Source organism: Acinetobacter sp. NIPH 817 (genome assembly GCF_000368405.1).
Taxonomy (GTDB): Bacteria; Pseudomonadota; Gammaproteobacteria; order Pseudomonadales; family Moraxellaceae; genus Acinetobacter.
Window position 1 is genome coordinate 1 of the sequence record NZ_KB849423.1, and the last position, 21,069, is coordinate 21,069.

Here is a 21,069-nt window from a genome sequence, read left to right on the forward strand (position 1 = left end):
ATTTACGGACTTAGGCAGACCACATACCCGAGTTGTCACTTAAATTTGAGTAGATATGAGAAGTCTTAACTTTTAAATCTTTGTGCAACAAAGCCATTTAGAATTAGAAATCCCAAAGCAATCATAGAGTCCTTGAGCTAAAATATATTGGACTCTCTGCGAACCTCAAATGAGGTTCAGCTATTCGATGGATTGCGGACATCTATCGAACGTTCGATCTCAAACACTATGACGTCAAGATCGGGTACTTAAAATTATCAAAATGATAAAAAGAAGAAATTTAAATGGTTAAATGAAAAATCATGTAAAAAGACTAAAAATCTTGCAATAAGTACAAGGGCAACGTAAGATCAGCAGTGAAGTCATTTTAAATTCCTTGTACTGCAATTTGCATTACATGGAACAAACCCACAATAGTTACCGCTATTGTGGGTCATTAGCCCTTTTTTTGATTAAGTTATAAGAAAAAAACCTCTATTATTCGATTGATTCTTTTATATAAATAATAAAGTAAATCTCTGTTTTCGATGAAATTTTATAAAGTTCAGTATTAGACCTGTAGAGAAAACTTATCAAAAGAAGTATTGGTTAATCTTTTTCTTCAACTTCTTCCTTAAACTCAAACAAATCATTCATCGTACAGTTAAAGTATTTACATAACTTATCAGCGACTGGCAATTCGATACGTATAGCACGGTCATAATACATACTTGTCAGCGTATTACGATTGATTCCTGTCGCATGCACCACTTCACTTAATTTTAAAATTTTTCTATCGCCCATGAGGCTAGATAACTTACAAGTAATCATATTTAAATTAATTTACAAAAAATAACTTGCTGTGGGTTATTTGAAGTTGTTGCCTGAGTAATACTTTGCTAAAATTAACCTACAGCAGGTCATTACAACTTATAGAAAGTATATTTTATCCATTTCAATTAAATTATAACTTTTTAAATATAAGGATTGAACCTGCATTAGATTTTTTTGTGGAGATAACCGCCGTGTTACCAAATGAGTTATTAATCAGCCAGCAAGCTCGTGACTTAGGAAATCAATTAATTAAAGAAATGAACATCAATAGAAGTTATGGATTGGCTAATTTTCTTGGAGTAAATACTTGCTATGATAATCATCAGGCTGTACTTATTTGGACATTTCAACTGCTAGAAAGGGAACCTGCCTTAAATGAATTAGCAGAAATTAAAAAATATTTTCTTTTAATCTTTCCAGATAGTGTTTATCAATTAGCCTAAGTTATTTTTAAAAATTATTTTTTTATATAAAAACACTAAATCAAAGAAAACTTTCTTTTAAAATACCTATTAATTCAAATTCATACGATTTACAGAATATATGAAACATAAATTCTTGTTCCTGCTTTATCACTCACTCCTACTAGACTTTAGTAAAGACTAAAATTACATAGCTCTTTTTACTGATACTACGATTCATGCCCACACTACGTTCTGCAGCTTCGAGGGCTAGTTTTTGTTGAACCACTGAGAACAAGGACAATAAATTGCCTACTATATTTTTCCGGAGAGTGGTGTAGGAACTTTTTCATTATTGCTAATCATATCAGCGACAACATCAGCAACGAGCTCCTCTATTCCTGAGAATGCTTTAGACTGATCCGCATCATGCTAAGACAATGATGGAAACTCAGCACATAACCCAACATACCCATTATCTTCAGCTGACCATTTAACACGGTAAGTATATTGTTTACTATCCATTTGACACCCCATCATGTTTTAAGTTTATGTATAAAAGTACGATTTTCACTTACTAGTACTTAAATAATCACCCCACCACTGCATCATTTCAGTCCGTTGAGCTAAATAGTCAGCGTGATTATAGCTGGCACGGGTACGGTTCTTATCAATATGTGAAAGTTGTGCCTCAATCCAATTATCTTGGAACAAACCTGAGTCATTCAAAATGGTACTAAAAGTAGAACGTAATCCATGAGAAGATAGTTGATGTTTGCCATACCCCATCTTACGTATGGCCATATTTAGAGTATTAAAATGAATCGGTTGATTGTGTTTGCGAGGGCTAGCAAAAAGGTATTTTTCACCGTATGACCACTGCATGACGTCTTTCAAAATCTCTAAAGCCTGATTTGAAAGTGGAACTAAAAAATCTGGAATCTCATGGCCTAATATAACTTTTCGTCGAAACTGTTTAATATGCAAGGCAGGTATTTTCCAGATTTTTTCATTTAAATCAAAATGATGAGGCTCAGCCAATAACAATTCGGCCCCTCTCACGCCAGTATGTAATTTGAACATCAGTGCTTTTTTAATAATGGGATGGGCATCCAATTTTTGTAATTTATTCTTAAAATCAGATATTTCCTCCGCTTTCAAATACGGATAATTTTTCTTGATTTTGCTGTTAATGGTGATTTTATTTAAACCATGAGCGATGTTGAACTCACAATAACCCATCGCTACAGCGTAGTCATAAATTTGGTTCAAATAACTACAAGCTTTTTTGACAGGTTCTTTTACTTGGCGTCCCTCTATTTTTTTGATTACTGAAACTAGGTCATAGCGCTTGATGTTTTGAAAAGGTAAATCCTGAAGGTCTGGATAAATATCTTGCTGTAAGCATCTTTCTGCTAACTGTAGTACACCACAGCGGGGTAGATCGTTGAAGGCATTCTTCAGTTTGAACTGTAACCACTCCTCCCCGACCTTACCAAAGGTGATAAGATTAGAGGCAGTATCATGTTCAAAACAGAAATTATTGTCTTTAAAGTCATCTCTGACTTGTCGTGCCTTTTTCAGCGATAAATCAGAATAAAGACCTAACTGAATGCGTCGACGTTTTTTAGTTTGTGGATCTGTATAGCGATAGCACCAAGATTTTCTTCCACTCGGCTCAATCTTCAGGCTAAGCCCATCTTCATCGGATAAAAAACAGATTTTTTCCTTGCAATGAGCTTGGCGAACTTTAATATCAGTAAGACTCATGGAATTTAAATGAAACCTAATAAGGGGTTGATTGGATCAATTATATCAAAATAGAACGTTTTATATATGATGCGTATGATACGCATCACATATTTTTATAAGTATTTGTTAAATAAAGTTTATATCTAGATTGGCTATTCCTTAGTGACCAATTAATTAACCATTGATTTCGCAAGTCTTAAATTAGCATTTGAAGTGCAACTCTATGTTATGACTATTCACAGTTCTGTTCCATGATTCATGGTTACTTATTACTTATGTTACTATGTCAGGGGCGATACAAGAATTAAGGTAACCTTATGAAAATAGCGAATACGAAATTACTAGCTGGTGCTTTTATGGCCCTAACTTTAACTATGCTTAGCCCAGCCGTACTTGCAAATGATAACAATGATATACGAAAGACTGTTGTAGTTAAGTTTGCAAAAAAAGCTTACTCTGCAAATTATTACGGAAGGATAGAGGGATACAAGTATGATTCCTACAAATTTTATGCTAAAAAAGGGCAAAAGTTAAAAGTGAAGTTGACTGGAGGAAATGTTGAAGCTTACTTATGGGGTAATCAATTAAAAGACTCCATCAATATTGGAGAATATTCTCCAGAGCTTGATGATAATGGTATTTATATTTTACCTGCTTCAGGTGAGTATGAAATTAGAGTATTACAACCTAGATCACAGGCAAGAAAAGATAAAAAACCTCAATACTGGATGAGTATTAACATTAAATAAAGACTTGCTAGATTCTTTTAAGCTTTTATACGAGGGTTCAAAAACTATTGCCAGTTAAGCGGGGCGTGATTTTTACGCATGTGTGTTTATGTTATTAAAATGATATAGATTACTTGTTTAATACCCCAAGGAATAATTTAATCTTGCTGTGCGTTAGTCACTTTTCTTTCAAAAGTTGATTATATCTTTCAACGTAACCGTCGTGATATTCAAGCCCTTTTGATAGGAATTTGCAGTGAAAGAATAGGCGAAACTTGTCTTAAATAATGGTAATTCCTTATCTTTAAAATAGAGAACGCCCGATGAAATTCATTAGGCGTTTACTTTAAATAAGTGTCAGCTTATTTTATAATCATATGTACTTGTCAATCATGATTCTTTTTCTCAATTGCGTTAAAAAAACAATTTTGCTATTTTTGACTTTTCACACCATTTTGTTCAATTTGTACTGCGACTTGCCAGCTAGGTAGTTGGCTTAAACCTGCTACATAACGTTGGATATGGGGATAATTTTCACCTTGTCCCATATGATAAACTAAAGCATGTAGTCCAAAGCCCATCATAAAGTCAGCACCGGTTAAACGGTCTGCCACTAGAAATTCTTTATCTTTTAAATATTTATTTAAATGGCCAAATACCTTATCGAACTCAACTTGAGTATAATTTTCTAGAAATACCAACTTCGTGCCTTGCTTGGTTTCTATCGCATTAAACGTTTTTAACAAAAATGGCAGCATGGCAGAGCTTTCTGAGAAATGAATCCACTGTAGATAATCGACATAGGTAGGTTCATCCATATCTGGTGCTAAATGCGGCGCAAGTTTCTGAATTAATAACTCAACGATTGCGCCTGACTCTGCAATAACTTTGCCATCCCATTCCAATACTGGAGATTTCCCTAAAGGATGGATGGTTTTTAAAGATTCAGGGGCCAAATGCGTGCTTGAGTCACGATAATAGCGTTTCAGCTCATAGGGCTGCTTGATTTCTTCAAGTAACCACAAAATGCGAAAAGAACGTGATTGATCTAAATGATGTAGTGTAATCATAATAATTCCTATTTTTTTAAATTTTTACAACCACTTTGCCAAAGTTTTCGCCTTTTAACATACCATTGAAAGCATTGATCGTGTTATCTAAACCTTGCACCATATGCTCTTTATATTTGATTTTTCCGTCTTTCAACCAGTCAGACATTTGCTGATTGAATTCCGGATACTGACTGCCATAATCATCAAAAATAATAAAGCCTTGCATGCGAATACGCTTTTTTAAAAGGGTGGAAATAAAGCCCGGTAAACGGTCTGGCCCTTGTGCTTGCTCGGTAGCGTTATACTGGGAAACCACACCACACACCGGTACACGTGCCGCAGAGTTAAGCAATGGCCATACCGCATCAAACACTTTACCCCCTACATTCTCATAATAAATATCAATACCGGTGGGAACTGCTTGTTGTAATTGTTCTGCAAAATTTTCATCATGATGATTGATACAAGCATCGAAGCCGAGTTCTTCTACTGCATAACGGCATTTTTCAGCCCCACCTGCGACGCCAACCACGCGACAACCTTTAATTTTGCCAATCTGTCCAACCGTAGCACCCACAGGTCCCATTGCAGCTGCAACGACTAAAGTTTCACCGGCTTTAGGCTGACCAATGTCCAACAACCCCATATAAGCAGTAAATCCTGGCATTCCCAAAATACCCAATGCCCAAGATGGATGTTCAGGTTGCATACCTAAGCTTTGACAGGCAGACCCATTAGAAATTGCGTAGCCCTGCCAGCCATTTCCGGAAAGAACCCACTCGCCTTCTTTGAATTTTGGGTTTTTAGAGGCCACCACTTGACTGACTGTTCCACCGACCATCACTTCGCCAATTTCAACCGGTGCTGCATATGAAGGAGCATCACTCATGCGACCACGCATATAAGGATCGAGTGACAAGTAAATGGTTTTTAACAATATCTCGCCTTGTTTAAGTTCATTGAGTTCAACTTGCTCAATACGAAAATCGCTGTGTTTTGGCTCACCCACTGGCCGTTTAGCTAAAACGATGCGTTGATTAATAACTGTTTTCACACATATAACTCCATGTTTTATTTGGAAGTATTTCTCTTCACAATCAAAAATTATGATTAAAATTTCTTTACATCCATTGTAGAGGAGTTATAATAAAAAACAATACGACTGGTCTATTTTTTATAATAGAGTAAATAATTAATATGAAGCCTAATCCTATTAAAAAGTCTGAAGCGAAGCGCTTACACATTCTTAACACCAGTTCAAACCTGATTTTGCATAAAGGTTTTACTGGTGTAGGATTACAGGAAATTTTACAGAGCTGTGAGATCCCCAAAGGCTCATTTTATCATTATTTCCAATCCAAGGAAGCTTTCGGATGTGAATTGGTACAGCATTATGTGGATAATTACCAAGTCCGTTTAAATGATTTATGGCGTAGTGATAAATCTCCTTATCAAAAGCTGATTGAGTATTTTAATTTATGGATAGAAGATCCTGAAACACAGTGTGGTTGGGCGGATAGTTGTTTAATTGTGAAACTTGCCGCAGAAGTTGCCGATCTATCTGAAGATATGCGCTCCATTATGTCCGCTGGCGTGGATGATGTAATCGAGCGTATTGCTGGTTTAATTGATTTGGGAAAACAGGATCAGTCTATCCAAGCAGATACTGAGGCCTCGACTTTGGCACAAGTACTTTACCAAATGTGGTTAGGTGCAGCATTATTGAGTAAGTTGCAAAAAGATAAAACACCATTACATCAAGCTCTGAGAGCAACTAAATTTCTATTAAAAAGTGAAGTTTCTTAAAAATTAGATTAAATATCAATTACATAATTAATGACAGCAGCCCAATGATTACTTATTAATGTGTTGCTATTAGATCAATTTACAATCCATGAGTATAGCGCACAATGAATTCTCCTTCTAAAGCCCTCATGACTCGTATTTTAGTCGGATATTTAGGCTTATATCCCACACTATTACTGGTACTCACTTTATTAAAGCCAATTACTCATCATCAAAGTTTCCCGATGATGGTGTTGATTGAAGTCATAGTATTAGTGCCAGTAACGCAACTGATTTCTTTCCCACTGGCAGGTTGGCTCATTACACGGCTAAAAAATTTTAAGAATTTGTTTTAAGAAGAAATTGTGCTGGCAACAGCAATCCTAAGTCGTTATTTTGCCAACCACAAAGGTTGGCAAAATAACTCATTAAGTCAATATTAATCTGCGTAAGCTGGATAATCAATATAGCCTTTTTCCGTCCCACCATACATAGTGCTTGCATCTACTGCATTCAATGGCCAGCCATTGGCGATACGATCGGGTAAATCTGGATTCGCAATAAATGGGCGTCCAAATGCAATTAAATCGGCCAGACCTGCCTCTAAAATTCGAGTCCCTCTTTCTGCCGTATATCGACCTGCATAAATAATCCGACCACTGAAAGTGTCTCTGACATCTTTACGAAAATCATGAGGAAGTTCTGGTGCATTATCCCAATCAGCTTCTGCAATAGATAAATAGGCAATCCCAACTTCTTCAAGTATCTTTATTGCCTCAATATAAGTGACATGTGGATCATCTTCAACCAACCCCATGTAAACACGATCTTCCTCTGTACTTTCAAATAGCGGGGCAAAACGCACTCCTAAACGATCTGCACCAACCACCTCAGCAACTGCCTCTACTACTTCACGTAAAAAACGCAAACGATTGTTTAGTGATCCACCATATTCATCTTCACGATGGTTACTATGTGCAGAGATAAATTGGTTCACCAAATAACCATTTGCACAATGAATTTCAACTCCATCAAAACCAGCAGCCAAGGCATTACGCGCTGCTTGAGCATAGAGTTGCACTAATTCTTTAACTTCTGCATTGCTTAAAGCACGTGGCATTGAAGGATCAGCCAAGGTCCCCGCATTGGGCCCGGTCTCAATAAAGACTTTAACATTACTATCAGCCCTAATAGTCGAAGGCGCGACCGGTGATGCATGATCGGGTTGCAAAGATGTATGTGAAACACGCCCAACATGCCAAAGTTGTGCAAAAATAATGCCTCCTTTAGCATGCACTGCTTCCGTCACTTTACACCATCCAGCAATCTGTTCAGGGCTGTAAATACCGGGAGTCCAAGCATAGCCTTGACCACGTGGCTCGATTTGCGTACCTTCGGTGACCATAAATCCTGCCCCGGCACGCTGTTGATAATAGGTTGCCATCAGTTCATTTGGAATATTCCCTGGCTGAGTACTGCGCGACCGCGTTAATGGTGGCAATACAATACGGTTTTGCAAAACATAAGGGCCTAAGCTTAAGTTTTGAAAAAGTTTGCTGGCTTTCATTTTATTGTATCCAAGTCATCATGGCTTAATTGATCTAAATTAAAAAATAACCTTCCTTCCTGTATATAGAAAAATAAAGGAAGGAAAGCTATTCACTCAGGCCCTTCACCATTAAGTGAGGGTTATTTTGCTTATTGCGCCAGTTGCTCAGAGTCAGAAGTTTATTCGCTGCTAAGCACCACAACAAACACTAGCTACTCTTTATTTCAACAATTGAAGTAATGCTGTAGCGGTTGCAGCAGAAGATGCTGGATTTTGTCCAGTAACCAGCAAGCCATCTACTTGAACATATACTTGCCAATCATCCACTTTAGAATAATGACCACCGTTTTCTTTAAGCATGTCTTCAACTAAAAATGGTACAATTTCAGTCAAACCTACAGCGGCCTCCTCAGTATTGGTGAAACCAGTCACTAATTTACCGCTAACTAAAGGCGCTCCATTACTCGCTTTCACATGACGAAGAACACCTGGGGCATGACACACTGCTGCAACAGGTTTGCCAGACTGAATCGCCTGTTCAATCAGAGAAATTGAAATCGGATCTTCTGCTAAATCCCACAATGGGCCATGTCCGCCTGGATAAAACACTGCATCATAATCAGTTACAGAGATTTCGCTAAGTTTATGCGTCTGTGCCAATGCTTGCATTGCAGTTGGATCAGCTTCAAAACGATGAGTGGTTTCAGTTTGTGCTTCTGCTAAATTACTTTTCGGATCTAGTGGTGGCTGCCCACCTTGAGGTGACGCCAGCGTAACTTCAGCACCAGAGTCAATAAAGGTGTAATACGGTGCAGCAAGTTCTTCTAGCCAGAAACCTGTTTTCTTACCAGTATTGCCAAGTTGATCATGTGAGGTTAAAACGATTAAAATTTTCATGTTATTTCTCCGATAATTTTCAGGATTGAGGAGCATTGTTGCATGATCACTTGCCGTGTGGCGTGAGCATGCCAGATACGCGCATTTAGCTTAGATGCTCGTCGCGAGAATTTGGCGACTGATCTCTAATGAAACAGTTTTATGTTCGCCTAGCTGTGTAAGATTGTGTGATTTAAGTTGCGTAATGATGATCTCAATATCTGTCTCCACCAGTCCATAATCGCTAAGACGAGTCGGCAATCCAAGTTGCTCAAAGAAGGCTCGAGTACGAGCAATAACAGTATCAATACGTTGTTCTTCATCACCTTCGACAATCTGCCAGACACGAGCTGCATACTGTAGTAATTTTTCTCGCTTCTCTTGACGACGCACTTGTAGATTGGCCGGAAACACAATGGCCAAGGTACGAGCATGATCAATACCATGTAAAGCCGTGAGCTCATGTCCAATCAAATGGGTTGACCAATCTTGTGGTACACCAGCTCCAATTAGCCCATTCAGTGCCATGCTAGCAGCCCACATCAAATTCGCACGCGTGTCATAATCTGCTGAATCGTCCAAGATTTTCGGTCCAATCTCAATCAGAGTTTGCAATAGACCTTCGGCAAAACGATCTTGTACTTGTGCATTGACAGGGTAAGTTAAGTACTGTTCCATGACATGAATAAATGCATCGACCACGCCATTTGCTAACTGGCGCGTCGGCAAGCTAAAAGTTTTATTCGGATCGAGTACGGAAAATTGCGGAAAAACATGGGGACTGCTAAATGACAATTTGGCTTGGGTCGATTTTCTGGTGACTACCCCACCGCTATTCATTTCTGAACCAGTTGCCGGAAGGGTGAGTACACTCGCAAAAGGCAAAGCTTGAGTAATTTTAGTACCATGGGTTTCTAAAATCTCCCATGTATCCCCTGTATAATTGACTGCTGCTGCAATAAATTTAGTACCATCAATTACCGATCCACCACCGACAGCCATCAAGAAATCAATCTTTTGTTCACGAATCAGCTCTACGGCTTTCATGAGGGTTTCATAACTCGGATTCGGCTCAATTCCGCCAAATTCATGAATTTCTCTTGCACCTAATGCTTCACGCACTTCAGCTAAAGTACCATTCTTACGTGCACTCTCACCACCAAACAACATTAACAGTTTTGCTTCTGTAGGCACATAGTCATTGATTTTAGCTATTGTATCGCCACCAAAAATAATACGGGTCGGATTATAAAAGTTAAAATTCAGCATATTTTTATCCTAGGATAATCAGTTAATTGATTTGAAAAACCACCGTTATTCATCAAATAAACTTTAAAAAATTGGGCAACACTGCGGCTTTTGACTACACCATGTGCTAACTATACATAAAAATAGACCAGTCGTCTATTTTTATAAATATTATTTCAGCTTGCCGACTTTAGTTATGGTTAAACAAATTCAGGCTTGTTCTATACCACTTTTATTATTGATGTATTTTCACGAGCGATTGTTGGATGGAAGGTATCAACACGTATGACTACTGACATGGTTGTGAACGCATTGGCTAAAACAGTGAATGACTCATACAAAATAGCGATGATTAAATATTTTAAAAGCAGATTGGCACGGTTTAGCAGATGTACAAATGCGACAGTAAATTAGATAGATTGGTTCAATATAAAGCGTGTAAATAGTTGCATTCGTTTATTTACCCTGTTTTGGATATTGACCCTTGTAAATGATGAGATTAAGCCATTAAATAAAGTAGCCCAACTTGAATAGAAAGCCTCTGACAAACATCATAGGGTTGAAGTGCTGCCTTACATTCAAAATTTCAGACAGCACCCTCATACATTTAAGCATCGGTTTAAGCTGGTAGTTTACTCGCCAAAACATCTACTTTTTCAATAGATGGTGGCTCTGAAAATAGCTCTTCGGCCTGAGCCATCAACGCAGCTGCAACCTTGCCAGATAAATGCGCTTGGCGACCCGCCTCATCAGGAAATGCATCAAAAATACCAAATGTTGTAGGACCAAGACGAAGGCCAAACCACGCAACTGTCGCAGGTTCTTCCATTACAATAGGTAAACCGGCTTTAAGAAAAGCTTCCACTTCGTCTTCTTTACCCGGTTTAGCTTCAAGACGGACATATAAAGCTGTTTTAAGCATGACTAAAACTCCATAATTGATTAGAATTCAAACTGATTCTGACATTGCTAATGTATGCATGTCAGAAAGTTTTGTTGTATAAAAGTTAAAAAAAATTCCCATAGCTGAGCCAAAATTTAGGTTTTTATTTCGACATAATGCTATGAATTTATTCAAGTTAATATCATTAACATTTGAATCAAAAAATCAAGATATGAGATGATTAAATTCAATCTTATTTATATAAGGATCAATTGACTCTACCTTAGATTTATAAGCTGACCTCTTCATCTGGAAATTATATTGCTCAAGAAGCATTCAAGAACAATATTGTACATCCTCATATCTATGAAAGTTATTTAGCTAGGAATTTGCTGTGAAACTCTATATGTTTCTCTATAAAGCTCGCAATGAAGTAATAGCTATGGTCATACCCTTCTCTTAGGTTAAGTGTAAGAGGATATTCTTGTTCCAAACAAATATCACTAAGAAGCTTAGGCCTTAACTGTTCTTCAAGAAAATCATCAGCTGTTCCTTGATCGACTAAAATAGGTAAATGAACTTCAGCGTTTTTGATTAATTCAATCGCATCATAGCTTTTCCATAAAGTTTCGGTTTCACCTAGGTAGTGTGTAAAAGCCTTTTTCCCCCAAGGTACTTGGCTAGGTGCAACAATTGGTGCAAAAGCAGAAATACTTTTATACAGCTCAGGATTTTTTAATCCAATTACTAATGCACCATGACCACCCATGCTATGACCCATAATACTTTGGACTTGATTGGTCGGAAAATTCAGGTCAATCAGATTTCTGAGCTCTTCCACAATATAATCATACATTTTGAAATGCTGCGACCAGGGTGCTTGTGTTGCATTCACATAGAATCCTGCGCCTTGGCCTAAATCATAATCTGCATGATCTGGTACATCCTCTCCACGTGGGCTGGTATCTGGTGCAACAATAATGACTTTATGTTCAGCCGCATACTTTTGTGCTCCGGCTTTAGTAATAAAGTTCTGTTCGTTGCAAGTCAATCCTGATAACCAATATAACACTGGCAACCGCTCATCTTTGTCATGAGGTGGCAGATATATTGAGAATTTCATTGAACAGTTTAATGCTATTGACTGATGGCGATACACTTCTTGCGATCCACCAAAAGAAGCATGCTTCTCAATTATTTCCATAATCAATTACCTATGTTGAGCAAGACTTCATGAGAAATCAAGTAAACAAAGAGTCTTACATTCTCCACAGAGAATAGTGATAAAGATTTAAAATGTAGGCAGGTTTATTGAACCTATACACGATGCCTACACAGATAGATCTGTTTTACAGATGATGTGCCGTTTTAGAGGATTCCATGCATGTCATTCATGATGCACATGCATGGAAAAGTATAAGGTCTGACGCAATTATTCGTAATGAATTACAGTACGAATTGACTTACCTTCATGCATTAGATCAAAGGCTTCATTGATCTGATCCAAGCCCATCGTATGTGTCACAAATGGTTCTAATTGAATTTTACCTTTCATGGCATCTTCAACCATTCCTGGAAGTTGCGTACGACCTTTTACACCACCAAAGGCAGAACCTAGCCATTTACGACCAGTAACCAGTTGGAATGGACGGGTAGAGATTTCCTGACCTGCGCCAGCTACACCAATAATTACGGATTGTCCCCAGCCACGGTGTGCACTTTCAAGGGCTGCACGCATCACATTCACGTTACCAATACATTCAAATGAATGATCTACACCCCAGCCAGTCATTTCGACAATTACTTGCTGGATTGGTTTATCGTAATCTTTAGGGTTCAAGAAGTCCGTTGCACCAAACTCTTTTGCCAGCGCAAATTTATCTGGATTCATGTCAACCACAATAATACGCCCTGCTTTAGCTTGACGTGCGGCTTGTACGACTGCCAAACCAATACCACCTAAACCAAAGACCGCAACACTATCACCTTCTTGTACTTTAGCCGTGTTATGTACTGCACCGATACCCGTTGTTACCCCACAACCCAGTAAGCAGACATGTTCGTGATTGGCTTCAGGATTGATTTTAGCCAATGATACTTCTGCCACTACAGTGTATTCACTGAACGTTGAGCAGCCCATATAGTGGTAAATCGGTTGACCATTGTAGGAAAAACGAGTGGTACCATCTGGCATTACGCCTCTACCTTGAGTTTCGCGAACGGAAATACACAAGTTCGATTTTCCAGATTTACAGAATACGCACTCGCCACATTCAGCAGTGTAAAGTGGAATTACATGATCACCTGGTTTGACGCTAGTCACGCCTTCACCAACCTCAACTACAACACCAGCACCTTCATGCCCGAGAATAGCGGGAAAAACACCTTCAGGATCATCGCCAGATAAAGTAAATGCGTCTGTATGACACACACCGGTATGGGAGATCTTGATTAATACTTCACCTTTCTTCGGTGGTGCAACATCAACTTCAACAATTTGAAGAGGTTGACCAGGACCAAACGCAACAGCAGCACGTGACTTCATGGAATAATTCCTTATACAGATCTATTTTAAGTATGATTTTAGAATCTTGGCGATTTCAGCCAATTCTTCTTTTCGTTGTTGTTCTGTGGTTTCACCTGATACTAAAGTGTCCTTTAAATGAACCTCCAACATCTCATTCATTAAACCATTAATAGCACCACGCACAGAGCATATTTGTTGCAGAATTGCACCACATTCCACATTGTCTTCTAACGCTTTTTCAATCGCTTGCGTCTGACCTTTGATCTTTCTGACGCGTAGAAGAATCTTTTTTTTGTCTTCAACCTGATTAGGCATCAGACCTCCTTACTTGCTAGCATTAATACTATAGTACCCCATAGTATAAAAAAAGCAATTTTTTTTTATAAATCGAAAAACAAAAAGATCTTTAGCGAAAATTTTCTATCTCTGTTTTTAGTTTTTTTAAATTAACATCATAGAGCTTATGCGAAAGTCACAAAAAAAATGGGACTTTTAGCTCCCATTTTTTTATTTTGGCTCATGTTCTTTGTAATGCTTTGACCTTTTAGAATTATGTTTCAAATTTTAGCCACTTTGTAGATATTTTGAACGTTTCAAGCCTTGAAAATACTACCGACAGTTTAAATTAAACTGCCTTTACAGACTGTACTAGAATATTTTTAGTGAGCGAATGATATTTATTATTCATTATTTAGGAATTATTAAATCCTATAAATATCATTTATTGGATTATTTTACTTTGATACTGTGCACATCATCCCCCAGTTAAGAATAAGGAACAACTATGAATAAGATGATGAATGCTCTTATCCTAGAAAATTTTGGTGATCATGAATTTAAACGTGTAGAACTCCCTATACCTCAACCAGAGGCTGGGCAAGTTCTAGTACGTATTCATGCTAGTGGTGTAAACCCTATTGATTATAAAATTCGTCTTGGTGAAGCACCATATGCTATGCCAGAGCTTCCTGCCGTGTTGGGAACAGATATGGCTGGGGTTGTAACTGCTGTTGGTGAAGGTGTCACCCACTTCAATGTCGGAGATGAAGTTTACGGTCTGATTGGTGGCGTTCGTGGTCTTCAAGGATCTTTAGCAGAATATGTTTTAGCAGATGCTGATCTGATCGCATTAAAGCCACGCAATATCTCTATGCGCGAGGCAGCAGTACTACCATTGACGTTCCTCACGGCTTGGGAAGGTTTAGTGGATAATGCGAAGGTCCAACCAGGGCAAACTGTACTGGTTCAGGGTGGTGCTGGTGGCGTTGGCTATATGGTTGTTCAGCTTGCAAAAGCACTTGATGCAAATGTTTGGGCGACTGGTCGAACAGCTGATCAATCACTGATTTCAGAACTCGGTGCAACACCTCTCGATTACACAACAGCATCTTCCGATGACATTATTGCTGCAAGCCCTGAGGGTCAAGGTTTTAACATTGTTTACGACACTGTGGGTGGTCCAGTACTCGAAGCTTCACTTTCCATGACAACTCACTATGGCCACATTACCAGCTGTGCTGCATTTGGTAATCATAATTTAGCGAGTTCATCTCTACGGTGTGCCACAGTGTCTGGCGTATTCGTCCTAATGCCGATGTTAACAGGCAATCGCCGTGCTCATCATGGTGATATCCTTAAGATCGCGACTCGTCTCGTTGAGGAAGGTAAACTGCGTCCTATTGTTGATCCTCGTCATTTTACTCTAGACCAAGCGATTGAGGCTCATGATGCTGTTCAAGATCGCTCTGCCAATATTAAGGTCGTGATTGATGTCATTTAACGCACTTCAGGCCAAGACTTGGCGCTTCAATAGTATTGGAGATACAGATGTTCTGGCATTAGAAACACTTCCTGTTGCTTTACCAGCAGCAGGAGAAGTTCTAATCCAGATGAAAACGATCGGACTCAACCGGGCTGATGTAATGTTTCGGCGTGGAACTTATATTCAAAAGGCAGTATTCCCTTCTCGTCTGGGATATGAGGGAGCAGGCATAGTTGTGGCAATAGGTGAAGGTGTACGCCAATTTTCTCCAGGAGATGCAGTATCGATTCTTCCGACTGACAATCTAGCCAAATATGGGACATATACGGACAAGCTTCTGATTCCAGAAACTTTTTTAGTTCACAAACCTGATAGTTTAAGCTGGGAAGAAGCTTCTTCAATCTGGATGCAGTATTTGACGGCTTGGGGTGGTGTAATCCATGCTGGTGGAGTTTCGAAAGGAAAAACGATCTTGATCACAGCAGCTTCAAGTAGCGTAGGACTAGCTGCGATACAGATAGCTGAAGCAGCGGGTGCTAAGGTCATTGCAAGTACACAGACGATAGAGAAAAAGCAACGTTTACTGGATCTCGGTGTTAAAAATGTTATAGCCACTGAAGATGAACCAGATTTGTATGAGGCGCTTGTTTTACGTTTAGGTGGAGAACATCTTGATGTCGCCTTCGATGCTGTAGGAGGGCCTCATATTGAACAGATTGCAAAAGCGATGTCTGTAGGAGGAACTATGGTTATGCATGGTGCACTTAGCCCTGAGATCACACCATTTCCCCTTAAAGTTGCATTACGCAAGAGCTTAACCATGCGAGGTTTTTTGTTCCTTGAGGTTCTCCACGACCCTGTTCTAAGGGAGCAAGCCAGACGATTTATTCTTAGCAGTATAGGTGCAGGATATCTTCGTCCTGTGATCGACTGTTGCTTTAACTTTGAGGACATGCATGACGCTCAGCGCTATCTTGAATCAAATCAGCAAATAGGAAAAATTGTAGTTACTCTGAATACATGATGGTCTTATCTGATTTCTACTTTCTAGAAAAAAGGTTAATTCCAGCTGATTCAGTTTTCTATATGGCCCAGCACTTCCGCTAAGTAATCAAACAATACTCGGATTCGCAAAGGTGTCGGGCCCCGCTGTGGACGATATAAATACAGGCGCCAAACGGGAGAGGTTTCCTCATGAAGTATCTGAATGAGCTTACCACTCCTAAGCCACGGCAAAACTAGAAATCCAGGCATGTGTCCGAATCCAACGCCAGCGAGAATAGCTTGAAATTCAGCTTCTAGATCATCTGTAATAAAACGGGGCTTTGATGGCGTAAAGCTTCGACTTTCGGTGAATGTCCATGGCCAGTAACGCCCTGTTTTATGATCGACTAGTGCTGTTAGAGGGTATTTATCAAGGTCAATAATTTTTTTAGGCATTCCAACCTTATCAATTAACTCTGGCGTACCCACAGAATAAAAGTTCACTTTCGCCAATTCCCTTGCCACATATCGATTGTCCGGCAAAAATCCAAATCTGATCCCGATATCTATCCGCTCATCGATCACATCCGAGTGTGAATCTGTTAGCACACAATCCACGACAATATCTGGATAACGTGTGGCAAATTCTGCTAGTGCGGGTACTACCAATTTGCGCCCTAACACAGACGACACAGTAAGACGGACAGTCCCACGCATTTCATCTCGTTTTTCCTTGGTGTCTTTTACAAACAAAGCATCGATCGATCCCACCGCAAAACGTGCTTGCTTTGCCAGACGCTCACCATCAGCGGTAATTTTAATTTGTCGAGTACTCCTGTAAAACAGAATCTCTCCGCGCTGCTCTTCTAGCTCTTTTATTGCCCGTGTCACTGCCTGTGGGGAAATACCCAGCTGAGTTGCTGCCTCTTTAAAATTTCGAGACTCTGCTGCGACACAAAAGATACGCATCATTTCCAATTTGTTATGCATGTCCAATCCTGTGTTATGGCAATTATTCCGTAAATAGGAATTCTGAAAGATAATATTATTCATTTATTATACCCAACAAGGCTGTAATACTTAACCCATCAATTATGATTGACAGATAGGTTGAAGGTTACTTGTATGAATAATATAGAAAATAAAGTTATTGTGATCACTGGTGCAAGTAGTGGTTTAGGTGAAGCTACTGCTCGCTTACTTGCTAAAAAAGGTGCAAAGGTTGTACTTGGTGCTAGACGTACTGAAAAATTAGAGGCTATTGTTCACGACATTCGTGCTGAAGGTGGTCAAGCTGAATTTATTGGTATGGATATAACCAAACCACAGGAAGTACAAGCACTTATTGAAAAGGCATTAAGCGCATTTGGTCAAATCGATGTATTGGTAAACAATGCTGGATTAATGTCTATTGCACCATTAAGTGAGCTAAAAGTTGATGAATGGGATCGTATGATCGACATTAATATTAAAGGTGTTCTTTATGGTATAGCAGCTACCCTACCTGTTTTCCAAAAACAAAACTTTGGACACTTTATTAATCTTGCATCTGTTGCAGGGATAAAAGTATTTAGTCCAGGAGGTACTGTTTATAGCGGTACTAAGTTTGCTGTAAGAGCCATCTCTGAAGGACTTCGTCATGAAGTTGGGGGAACAATTAGAACGACTACTATTGAGCCTGGTGCAGTTGAGTCAGAACTAAAATTCGGTTCTTCTCATAAAGAAAGTTCAGAGTTTGTTACTGATTTCTACAAACAAGCCATACCAGCTGACTCAGTCGCTCGAGCAATTGCTTATGCAATTGAACAGCCTGCGGATGTAGATATTAATGAAATTGTTTTACGCCCAACGAGCCAAGAGTTTTAATGATTGAATAACAAAAAATGGGAGCACCTCGCTCCCATTTTTACTATATTTTTTAAAGTTAAGGACAAATCTATGAAAGCCGTATCGTATGTTATCAATAACCATGATGATTTTAAAAATTCATTGGTAGATATTGAAAAAGCGAAGCCTACGCTTAAGGAGCGGGATGTACTGGTAAAAGTTCAGGCAATCTCTGTGAATCCAGTTGATACCAAAGTGAGAAAAAATTCGTCTGAAGCAAATAATCGTATTTTAGGTTGGGATGCCGTTGGGGAAATTATTGAAGTTGGCTCAAAAGTTACCTCGTTTAAAGTAGGAGATTCTGTTTGGTATGCTGGCGATTTAACCCGAGATGGTAGTAATGCTGAGTTTCAAGCAGTCGATGAACGAATTATCAGTCTTAAACCCATTACAGTATCTAATGCAGAAGCAACAGCATTGCCATTAACTGCAATAACGGCATGGGAAATGCTGTTTGATCGGTTTCAAATTTCAGAAATAGAAGTTGGCAGTATTTTAATTATTGGTGGTGCAGGTGGTATAGGATCAATCGCTATCCAACTCCTAAAAGCAAAAACAAATCTGACCGTTATAGCAACAGCTTCACGTGAAGAAACGAAATCTTGGGTGGAATCACTTGGTGCCGACCATGTCATTGATCATAGCAAAGATTTAAATGCACAAATCGAAGCACTAGGTATTGAAAAACCAAAATACGTATTCTCTACAAATCATACAGAAACATATACCAAGCAAATAGTTTCTCTGATTGCACCACAAGGCAAGCTTGGATTGATCGATGATCCACAAACATTTGATATTATGCCGTTTAAGACTAAATCTATTTCTATCCATTGGGAGTTGATGTTCACCCGTTCAATGTATGAAACCGATGATATTGAAAAGCAAGGTGATCTATTGCAACAGGTTGCCCAATTAGTTGACCAGCAAAAAATTAGAAGTACCCTGAACCAAAATCTAGGCAAAATTAACGCTGCAAAGTTGGAGAAGGCGCATAAGTTGCTTGAATCAGGTAAGTCAAAAGGCAAAATTGTACTAGAAAACTTCTAAACAAATTAAAGGTGAAATAATGACTATTTCAGTAATTGCGAACTTTAAGGCAAAGTCAGATCAAAAAGAGACGTTAGAAGCGCTTTTAAAAAGTGTAATAGAGCCTACACTTAACGAAGAAGGATGCTTGAAATATGAGCTTTATATTAGCGAAAATGACTCGAGTAGATATTTCTTCTTAGAAGAATGGCGTAGCAGGGAGGATTTAGATATCCATATAGCGTCTGATTATATTCAAAGTTTATTTGATAATATCCAATCGCTCATTGAATCAAGTGATATTGTAGAAATCAAAAAAATATAGCTGTATTCGGACGTTATGATGAAGTATTCTTCAAATTAACATAGGGACTTAGAAAGCTAACAAAAAATGGGAGCTCTAAGCTCCTATTTTTTCTGATTTTTTAATAGTAACCTAGGATTCAACAAATTATGCCCCTAAGGGGAGCCACCCATACCCTGCATTTTGACAATAATGTCATTGTTTAGAGACAGCAAATTTACGAGCATCAGTCGGTACGACTGGTGATTCATATGATATTGCTTTGGCTGAAACGGTGAATGACTTATACAAAACAGAGGTGATTGAATATTTAAAAGCAGATTGGCAAGGTTTAGCAGATGTACAACTTGCGACACTAAACTGGGTAATCGAGAATAAGCGAATTCCTATTCCTGAACACGTACAGCCTGAACCGGAAAAAAGAGGCTTTGGGAGCCGATTCTTTAAGCCGTATGGCTGATTTGATTGTTCACTTGGGCTTATTTGTATTAGTTCAGACTTGATCGTACATTCTTCTTGAAAAAGAGAAAGTTACCCGTACTTTCTCGCTATTCCAGCACTTGATTTCAAAGCCATCCGATGAGAAGCACTGCTTCGTAAAGCGGCTATTTGACGTGCATACAACAACCTGACCGTCATGCGTCCGGTCATTCTTTAATGGCTCAGCTCAATATGTTTGGCAATCAGCTTTCACGACTACCTGAATTTTCAAACTTAGCAAATGGTAATGAGAGCTATGATAGCCTAGCAGCAAAAATCAAAGAAATGCTGAGAGATCCAATACAACAAAAGCACTTCTTACCCCATCTAAAGAACCTAGGCTTTAAAGCTTGAGTGTATTGAAGAATACACATATTGTATTCTTCAATACAAAATCAAAATACACCTGAATACACAGATAAAACAGTTGTAGAACTCAAAAGCCAAATCGATTTTTTAAAAAAGCAGTTAGAAAAAGCCGAAGATCGTGAAGCCAAGGCAAACGCTCGCATAGATACACTGCTGACCCTCATTGAAATGAAGCCTCCACAATCCAATATGACTACGTTTACCGATCAAGAACAGTCGCAAGCGAATGTAGCTAAAAAAAAATGACTATGAATGTCCATGAAATTGAATCTTACTAGAAGCACCAAAAGCCAATATGACTACGTTTACCGATCAAGAACAGTCGCAAGCGAATGTAGCTAAAAAAAAATGACTATGAATGTCCATGAAATTGAATCTTACTAGAAGCACCAAAAGCCAATATGACTACGTTTACCGATCAGAAACCAGACCCGGATATAGCAACATATCCTCGGTCAGAACTTGAGCCGAAAGATGACGGATTGACTACTCCGGAGCAGACAGAAAATAAGCGGATTCCAGTGCCGGAGCACGTTGAACAGGAACCGGAGAAAAGGGGCTTTTGGAGCCGTTTTTTTAGACCCTATGATTAACCACGATTGTTTAACTAATATGAACAAAGTCGTGAAACATTGGTCAA

At 38.8% G+C, this 21,069-nt stretch carries 22 protein-coding genes and 6 pseudogenes; 15 read left to right on the top strand and 13 right to left on the bottom strand.

Translation table 11 applies throughout. From position 1 onward, the window contains the following. Nucleotides 1-588 precede the first annotated feature (588 nt). A complete protein-coding gene (locus F968_RS19030; RefSeq protein WP_000627021.1) occupies nucleotides 589-810 on the bottom strand; it encodes a helix-turn-helix domain-containing protein in 222 nt (73 codons plus the stop codon). Between the two features lie 194 nt (nucleotides 811-1,004). On the opposite strand from F968_RS19030, the gene F968_RS19035 reads away from it, so the two are divergent. Beyond that, entirely contained in the window at nucleotides 1,005-1,256 is a 252-nt protein-coding gene (locus F968_RS19035; protein WP_000937271.1) for a hypothetical protein, read from the top strand. Nucleotides 1,257-1,529: 273 nt separating this feature from the next. On the opposite strand, the pseudogene F968_RS20495 reads toward F968_RS19035, so the two are convergent. Beyond that, nucleotides 1,530-1,751, bottom strand: a pseudogene (locus F968_RS20495) (antitoxin HicB). A gap of 33 nt (nucleotides 1,752-1,784) precedes the next feature. After that, on the bottom strand, nucleotides 1,785-2,984 hold the full coding sequence (locus tag F968_RS19045; protein WP_004796103.1) for a tyrosine-type recombinase/integrase: 1,200 nt from the start codon (nucleotides 2,982-2,984) through the stop codon (nucleotides 1,785-1,787). A gap of 299 nt (nucleotides 2,985-3,283) precedes the next feature. Between F968_RS19045 and F968_RS19050 the strand changes: the two genes are divergently transcribed. After that, nucleotides 3,284-3,715 carry a PPC domain-containing protein gene (locus F968_RS19050; protein WP_000684951.1) on the top strand — a complete coding sequence of 144 codons (432 nt, stop codon included), beginning with the start codon at nucleotides 3,284-3,286 and terminating at the stop codon, nucleotides 3,713-3,715. Between the two features lie 410 nt (nucleotides 3,716-4,125). Here the strand turns inward: F968_RS19050 and F968_RS19055 are convergent, their stop codons facing one another. Next, nucleotides 4,126-4,764, bottom strand: coding sequence for a glutathione S-transferase family protein (locus tag F968_RS19055; protein WP_004796104.1), 639 nt, complete (start codon nucleotides 4,762-4,764; stop codon nucleotides 4,126-4,128). A gap of 16 nt (nucleotides 4,765-4,780) precedes the next feature. Continuing rightward, a complete protein-coding gene (locus tag F968_RS19060; RefSeq protein ID WP_004796105.1) occupies nucleotides 4,781-5,800 on the bottom strand; it encodes an NADP-dependent oxidoreductase in 1,020 nt (339 codons plus the stop codon). A gap of 143 nt (nucleotides 5,801-5,943) precedes the next feature. Here F968_RS19060 and F968_RS19065 point away from each other — a divergent pair, with 143 nt between their 5' ends. Both F968_RS19065 and F968_RS19070 read left to right on the top strand, forming a co-directional pair. Then, on the top strand, nucleotides 5,944-6,552 hold the full coding sequence (locus tag F968_RS19065) for a TetR/AcrR family transcriptional regulator (RefSeq protein WP_004796106.1): 609 nt from the start codon (nucleotides 5,944-5,946) through the stop codon (nucleotides 6,550-6,552). Between the two features lie 104 nt (nucleotides 6,553-6,656). After that, nucleotides 6,657-6,887, top strand: a complete 231-nt coding sequence (locus F968_RS19070) for a hypothetical protein (RefSeq protein WP_004796107.1) — start codon at nucleotides 6,657-6,659, stop codon at nucleotides 6,885-6,887. 83 nt (nucleotides 6,888-6,970) lie between these two features. Here the strand turns inward: F968_RS19070 and F968_RS19075 are convergent, their stop codons facing one another. The 3 genes from F968_RS19075 to F968_RS19085 all read right to left on the bottom strand — a co-directional run bounded on the left by F968_RS19075 (nucleotide 6,971) and on the right by F968_RS19085 (nucleotide 10,225). Beyond that, nucleotides 6,971-8,098 (bottom strand): alkene reductase, encoded by a 1,128-nt coding sequence (locus F968_RS19075; RefSeq protein ID WP_004796108.1) that lies wholly within the window; start codon nucleotides 8,096-8,098, stop codon nucleotides 6,971-6,973. 201 nt (nucleotides 8,099-8,299) lie between these two features. Beyond that, nucleotides 8,300-8,977 carry a type 1 glutamine amidotransferase domain-containing protein gene (locus F968_RS19080; RefSeq protein ID WP_000697981.1) on the bottom strand — a complete coding sequence of 226 codons (678 nt, stop codon included), beginning with the start codon at nucleotides 8,975-8,977 and terminating at the stop codon, nucleotides 8,300-8,302. Between the two features lie 90 nt (nucleotides 8,978-9,067). Further along, complete coding sequence (locus F968_RS19085) at nucleotides 9,068-10,225, bottom strand: iron-containing alcohol dehydrogenase (protein WP_004796109.1); 1,158 nt, start codon at nucleotides 10,223-10,225, stop codon at nucleotides 9,068-9,070. Between the two features lie 183 nt (nucleotides 10,226-10,408). Here F968_RS19085 and F968_RS20845 point away from each other — a divergent pair. Next, a pseudogene (locus F968_RS20845) lies at nucleotides 10,409-10,738 on the top strand (IS3 family transposase); the annotation flags it as partial. An 85-nt stretch (nucleotides 10,739-10,823) separates the two neighbouring features. Here F968_RS20845 and F968_RS19090 read toward each other — a convergent pair. The 4 genes from F968_RS19090 to F968_RS19105 form a co-directional block, all read right to left on the bottom strand. Beyond that, a complete protein-coding gene (locus tag F968_RS19090) occupies nucleotides 10,824-11,126 on the bottom strand; it encodes a putative quinol monooxygenase (RefSeq protein WP_000920558.1) in 303 nt (100 codons plus the stop codon). A gap of 334 nt (nucleotides 11,127-11,460) precedes the next feature. Beyond that, a complete protein-coding gene (fghA, locus tag F968_RS19095; protein ID WP_000402510.1) occupies nucleotides 11,461-12,291 on the bottom strand; it encodes an S-formylglutathione hydrolase in 831 nt (276 codons plus the stop codon). Nucleotides 12,292-12,519: 228 nt separating this feature from the next. After that, nucleotides 12,520-13,632: an S-(hydroxymethyl)glutathione dehydrogenase/class III alcohol dehydrogenase gene (locus tag F968_RS19100; protein ID WP_000842149.1), complete on the bottom strand. Its 1,113-nt coding sequence runs from the start codon at nucleotides 13,630-13,632 to the stop codon at nucleotides 12,520-12,522. 21 nt (nucleotides 13,633-13,653) lie between these two features. After that, nucleotides 13,654-13,929, bottom strand: a complete 276-nt coding sequence (locus F968_RS19105) for a metal/formaldehyde-sensitive transcriptional repressor (protein ID WP_001133624.1) — start codon at nucleotides 13,927-13,929, stop codon at nucleotides 13,654-13,656. Nucleotides 13,930-14,398: 469 nt separating this feature from the next. Here F968_RS19105 and F968_RS19110 point away from each other — a divergent pair, with 469 nt between their 5' ends. Both F968_RS19110 and F968_RS19115 read left to right on the top strand, forming a co-directional pair. Further along, nucleotides 14,399-15,394, top strand: coding sequence for a zinc-dependent alcohol dehydrogenase family protein (locus tag F968_RS19110; protein ID WP_001038512.1), 996 nt, complete (start codon nucleotides 14,399-14,401; stop codon nucleotides 15,392-15,394). After that, nucleotides 15,384-16,400, top strand: coding sequence for a zinc-dependent alcohol dehydrogenase family protein (locus tag F968_RS19115; RefSeq protein ID WP_004796110.1), 1,017 nt, complete (start codon nucleotides 15,384-15,386; stop codon nucleotides 16,398-16,400). The genes F968_RS19110 and F968_RS19115 overlap by 11 nt, the downstream gene beginning before the upstream one ends. Before the next feature lie 50 nt (nucleotides 16,401-16,450). Here F968_RS19115 and F968_RS19120 read toward each other — a convergent pair whose 3' ends face one another. Then, complete coding sequence (locus tag F968_RS19120) at nucleotides 16,451-17,350, bottom strand: LysR family transcriptional regulator (RefSeq protein ID WP_000551635.1); 900 nt, start codon at nucleotides 17,348-17,350, stop codon at nucleotides 16,451-16,453. A gap of 135 nt (nucleotides 17,351-17,485) precedes the next feature. Here F968_RS19120 and F968_RS19125 point away from each other — a divergent pair, with 135 nt between their 5' ends. The 8 genes and pseudogenes from F968_RS19125 to F968_RS19150 all read left to right on the top strand — a co-directional run. After that, complete coding sequence (locus F968_RS19125; RefSeq protein ID WP_001059479.1) at nucleotides 17,486-18,226, top strand: SDR family oxidoreductase; 741 nt, start codon at nucleotides 17,486-17,488, stop codon at nucleotides 18,224-18,226. A 72-nt stretch (nucleotides 18,227-18,298) separates the two neighbouring features. Next, nucleotides 18,299-19,297, top strand: coding sequence for a zinc-binding alcohol dehydrogenase family protein (locus F968_RS19130; RefSeq protein ID WP_004796111.1), 999 nt, complete (start codon nucleotides 18,299-18,301; stop codon nucleotides 19,295-19,297). A 19-nt stretch (nucleotides 19,298-19,316) separates the two neighbouring features. After that, complete coding sequence (locus F968_RS19135) at nucleotides 19,317-19,601, top strand: putative quinol monooxygenase (RefSeq protein ID WP_004796112.1); 285 nt, start codon at nucleotides 19,317-19,319, stop codon at nucleotides 19,599-19,601. A 181-nt stretch (nucleotides 19,602-19,782) separates the two neighbouring features. Continuing rightward, nucleotides 19,783-19,947 (top strand): annotated as a pseudogene (locus tag F968_RS20295) (IS3 family transposase); the annotation flags it as partial. Beyond that, nucleotides 19,945-20,040 (top strand): annotated as a pseudogene (locus F968_RS20500) (DNA-binding protein); the annotation flags it as partial. The pseudogenes F968_RS20295 and F968_RS20500, both read left to right, overlap by 3 nt. A gap of 149 nt (nucleotides 20,041-20,189) precedes the next feature. Beyond that, a complete protein-coding gene (locus F968_RS20300; RefSeq protein WP_125510319.1) occupies nucleotides 20,190-20,414 on the top strand; it encodes a hypothetical protein in 225 nt (74 codons plus the stop codon). Nucleotides 20,415-20,441: 27 nt separating this feature from the next. Beyond that, nucleotides 20,442-20,657, top strand: a pseudogene (locus F968_RS19145) (DNA-binding protein); the annotation flags it as partial. A 149-nt stretch (nucleotides 20,658-20,806) separates the two neighbouring features. Next, a pseudogene (locus F968_RS19150) lies at nucleotides 20,807-21,022 on the top strand (DNA-binding protein); the annotation flags it as partial. Nucleotides 21,023-21,069: the final 47 nt, after the last annotated feature.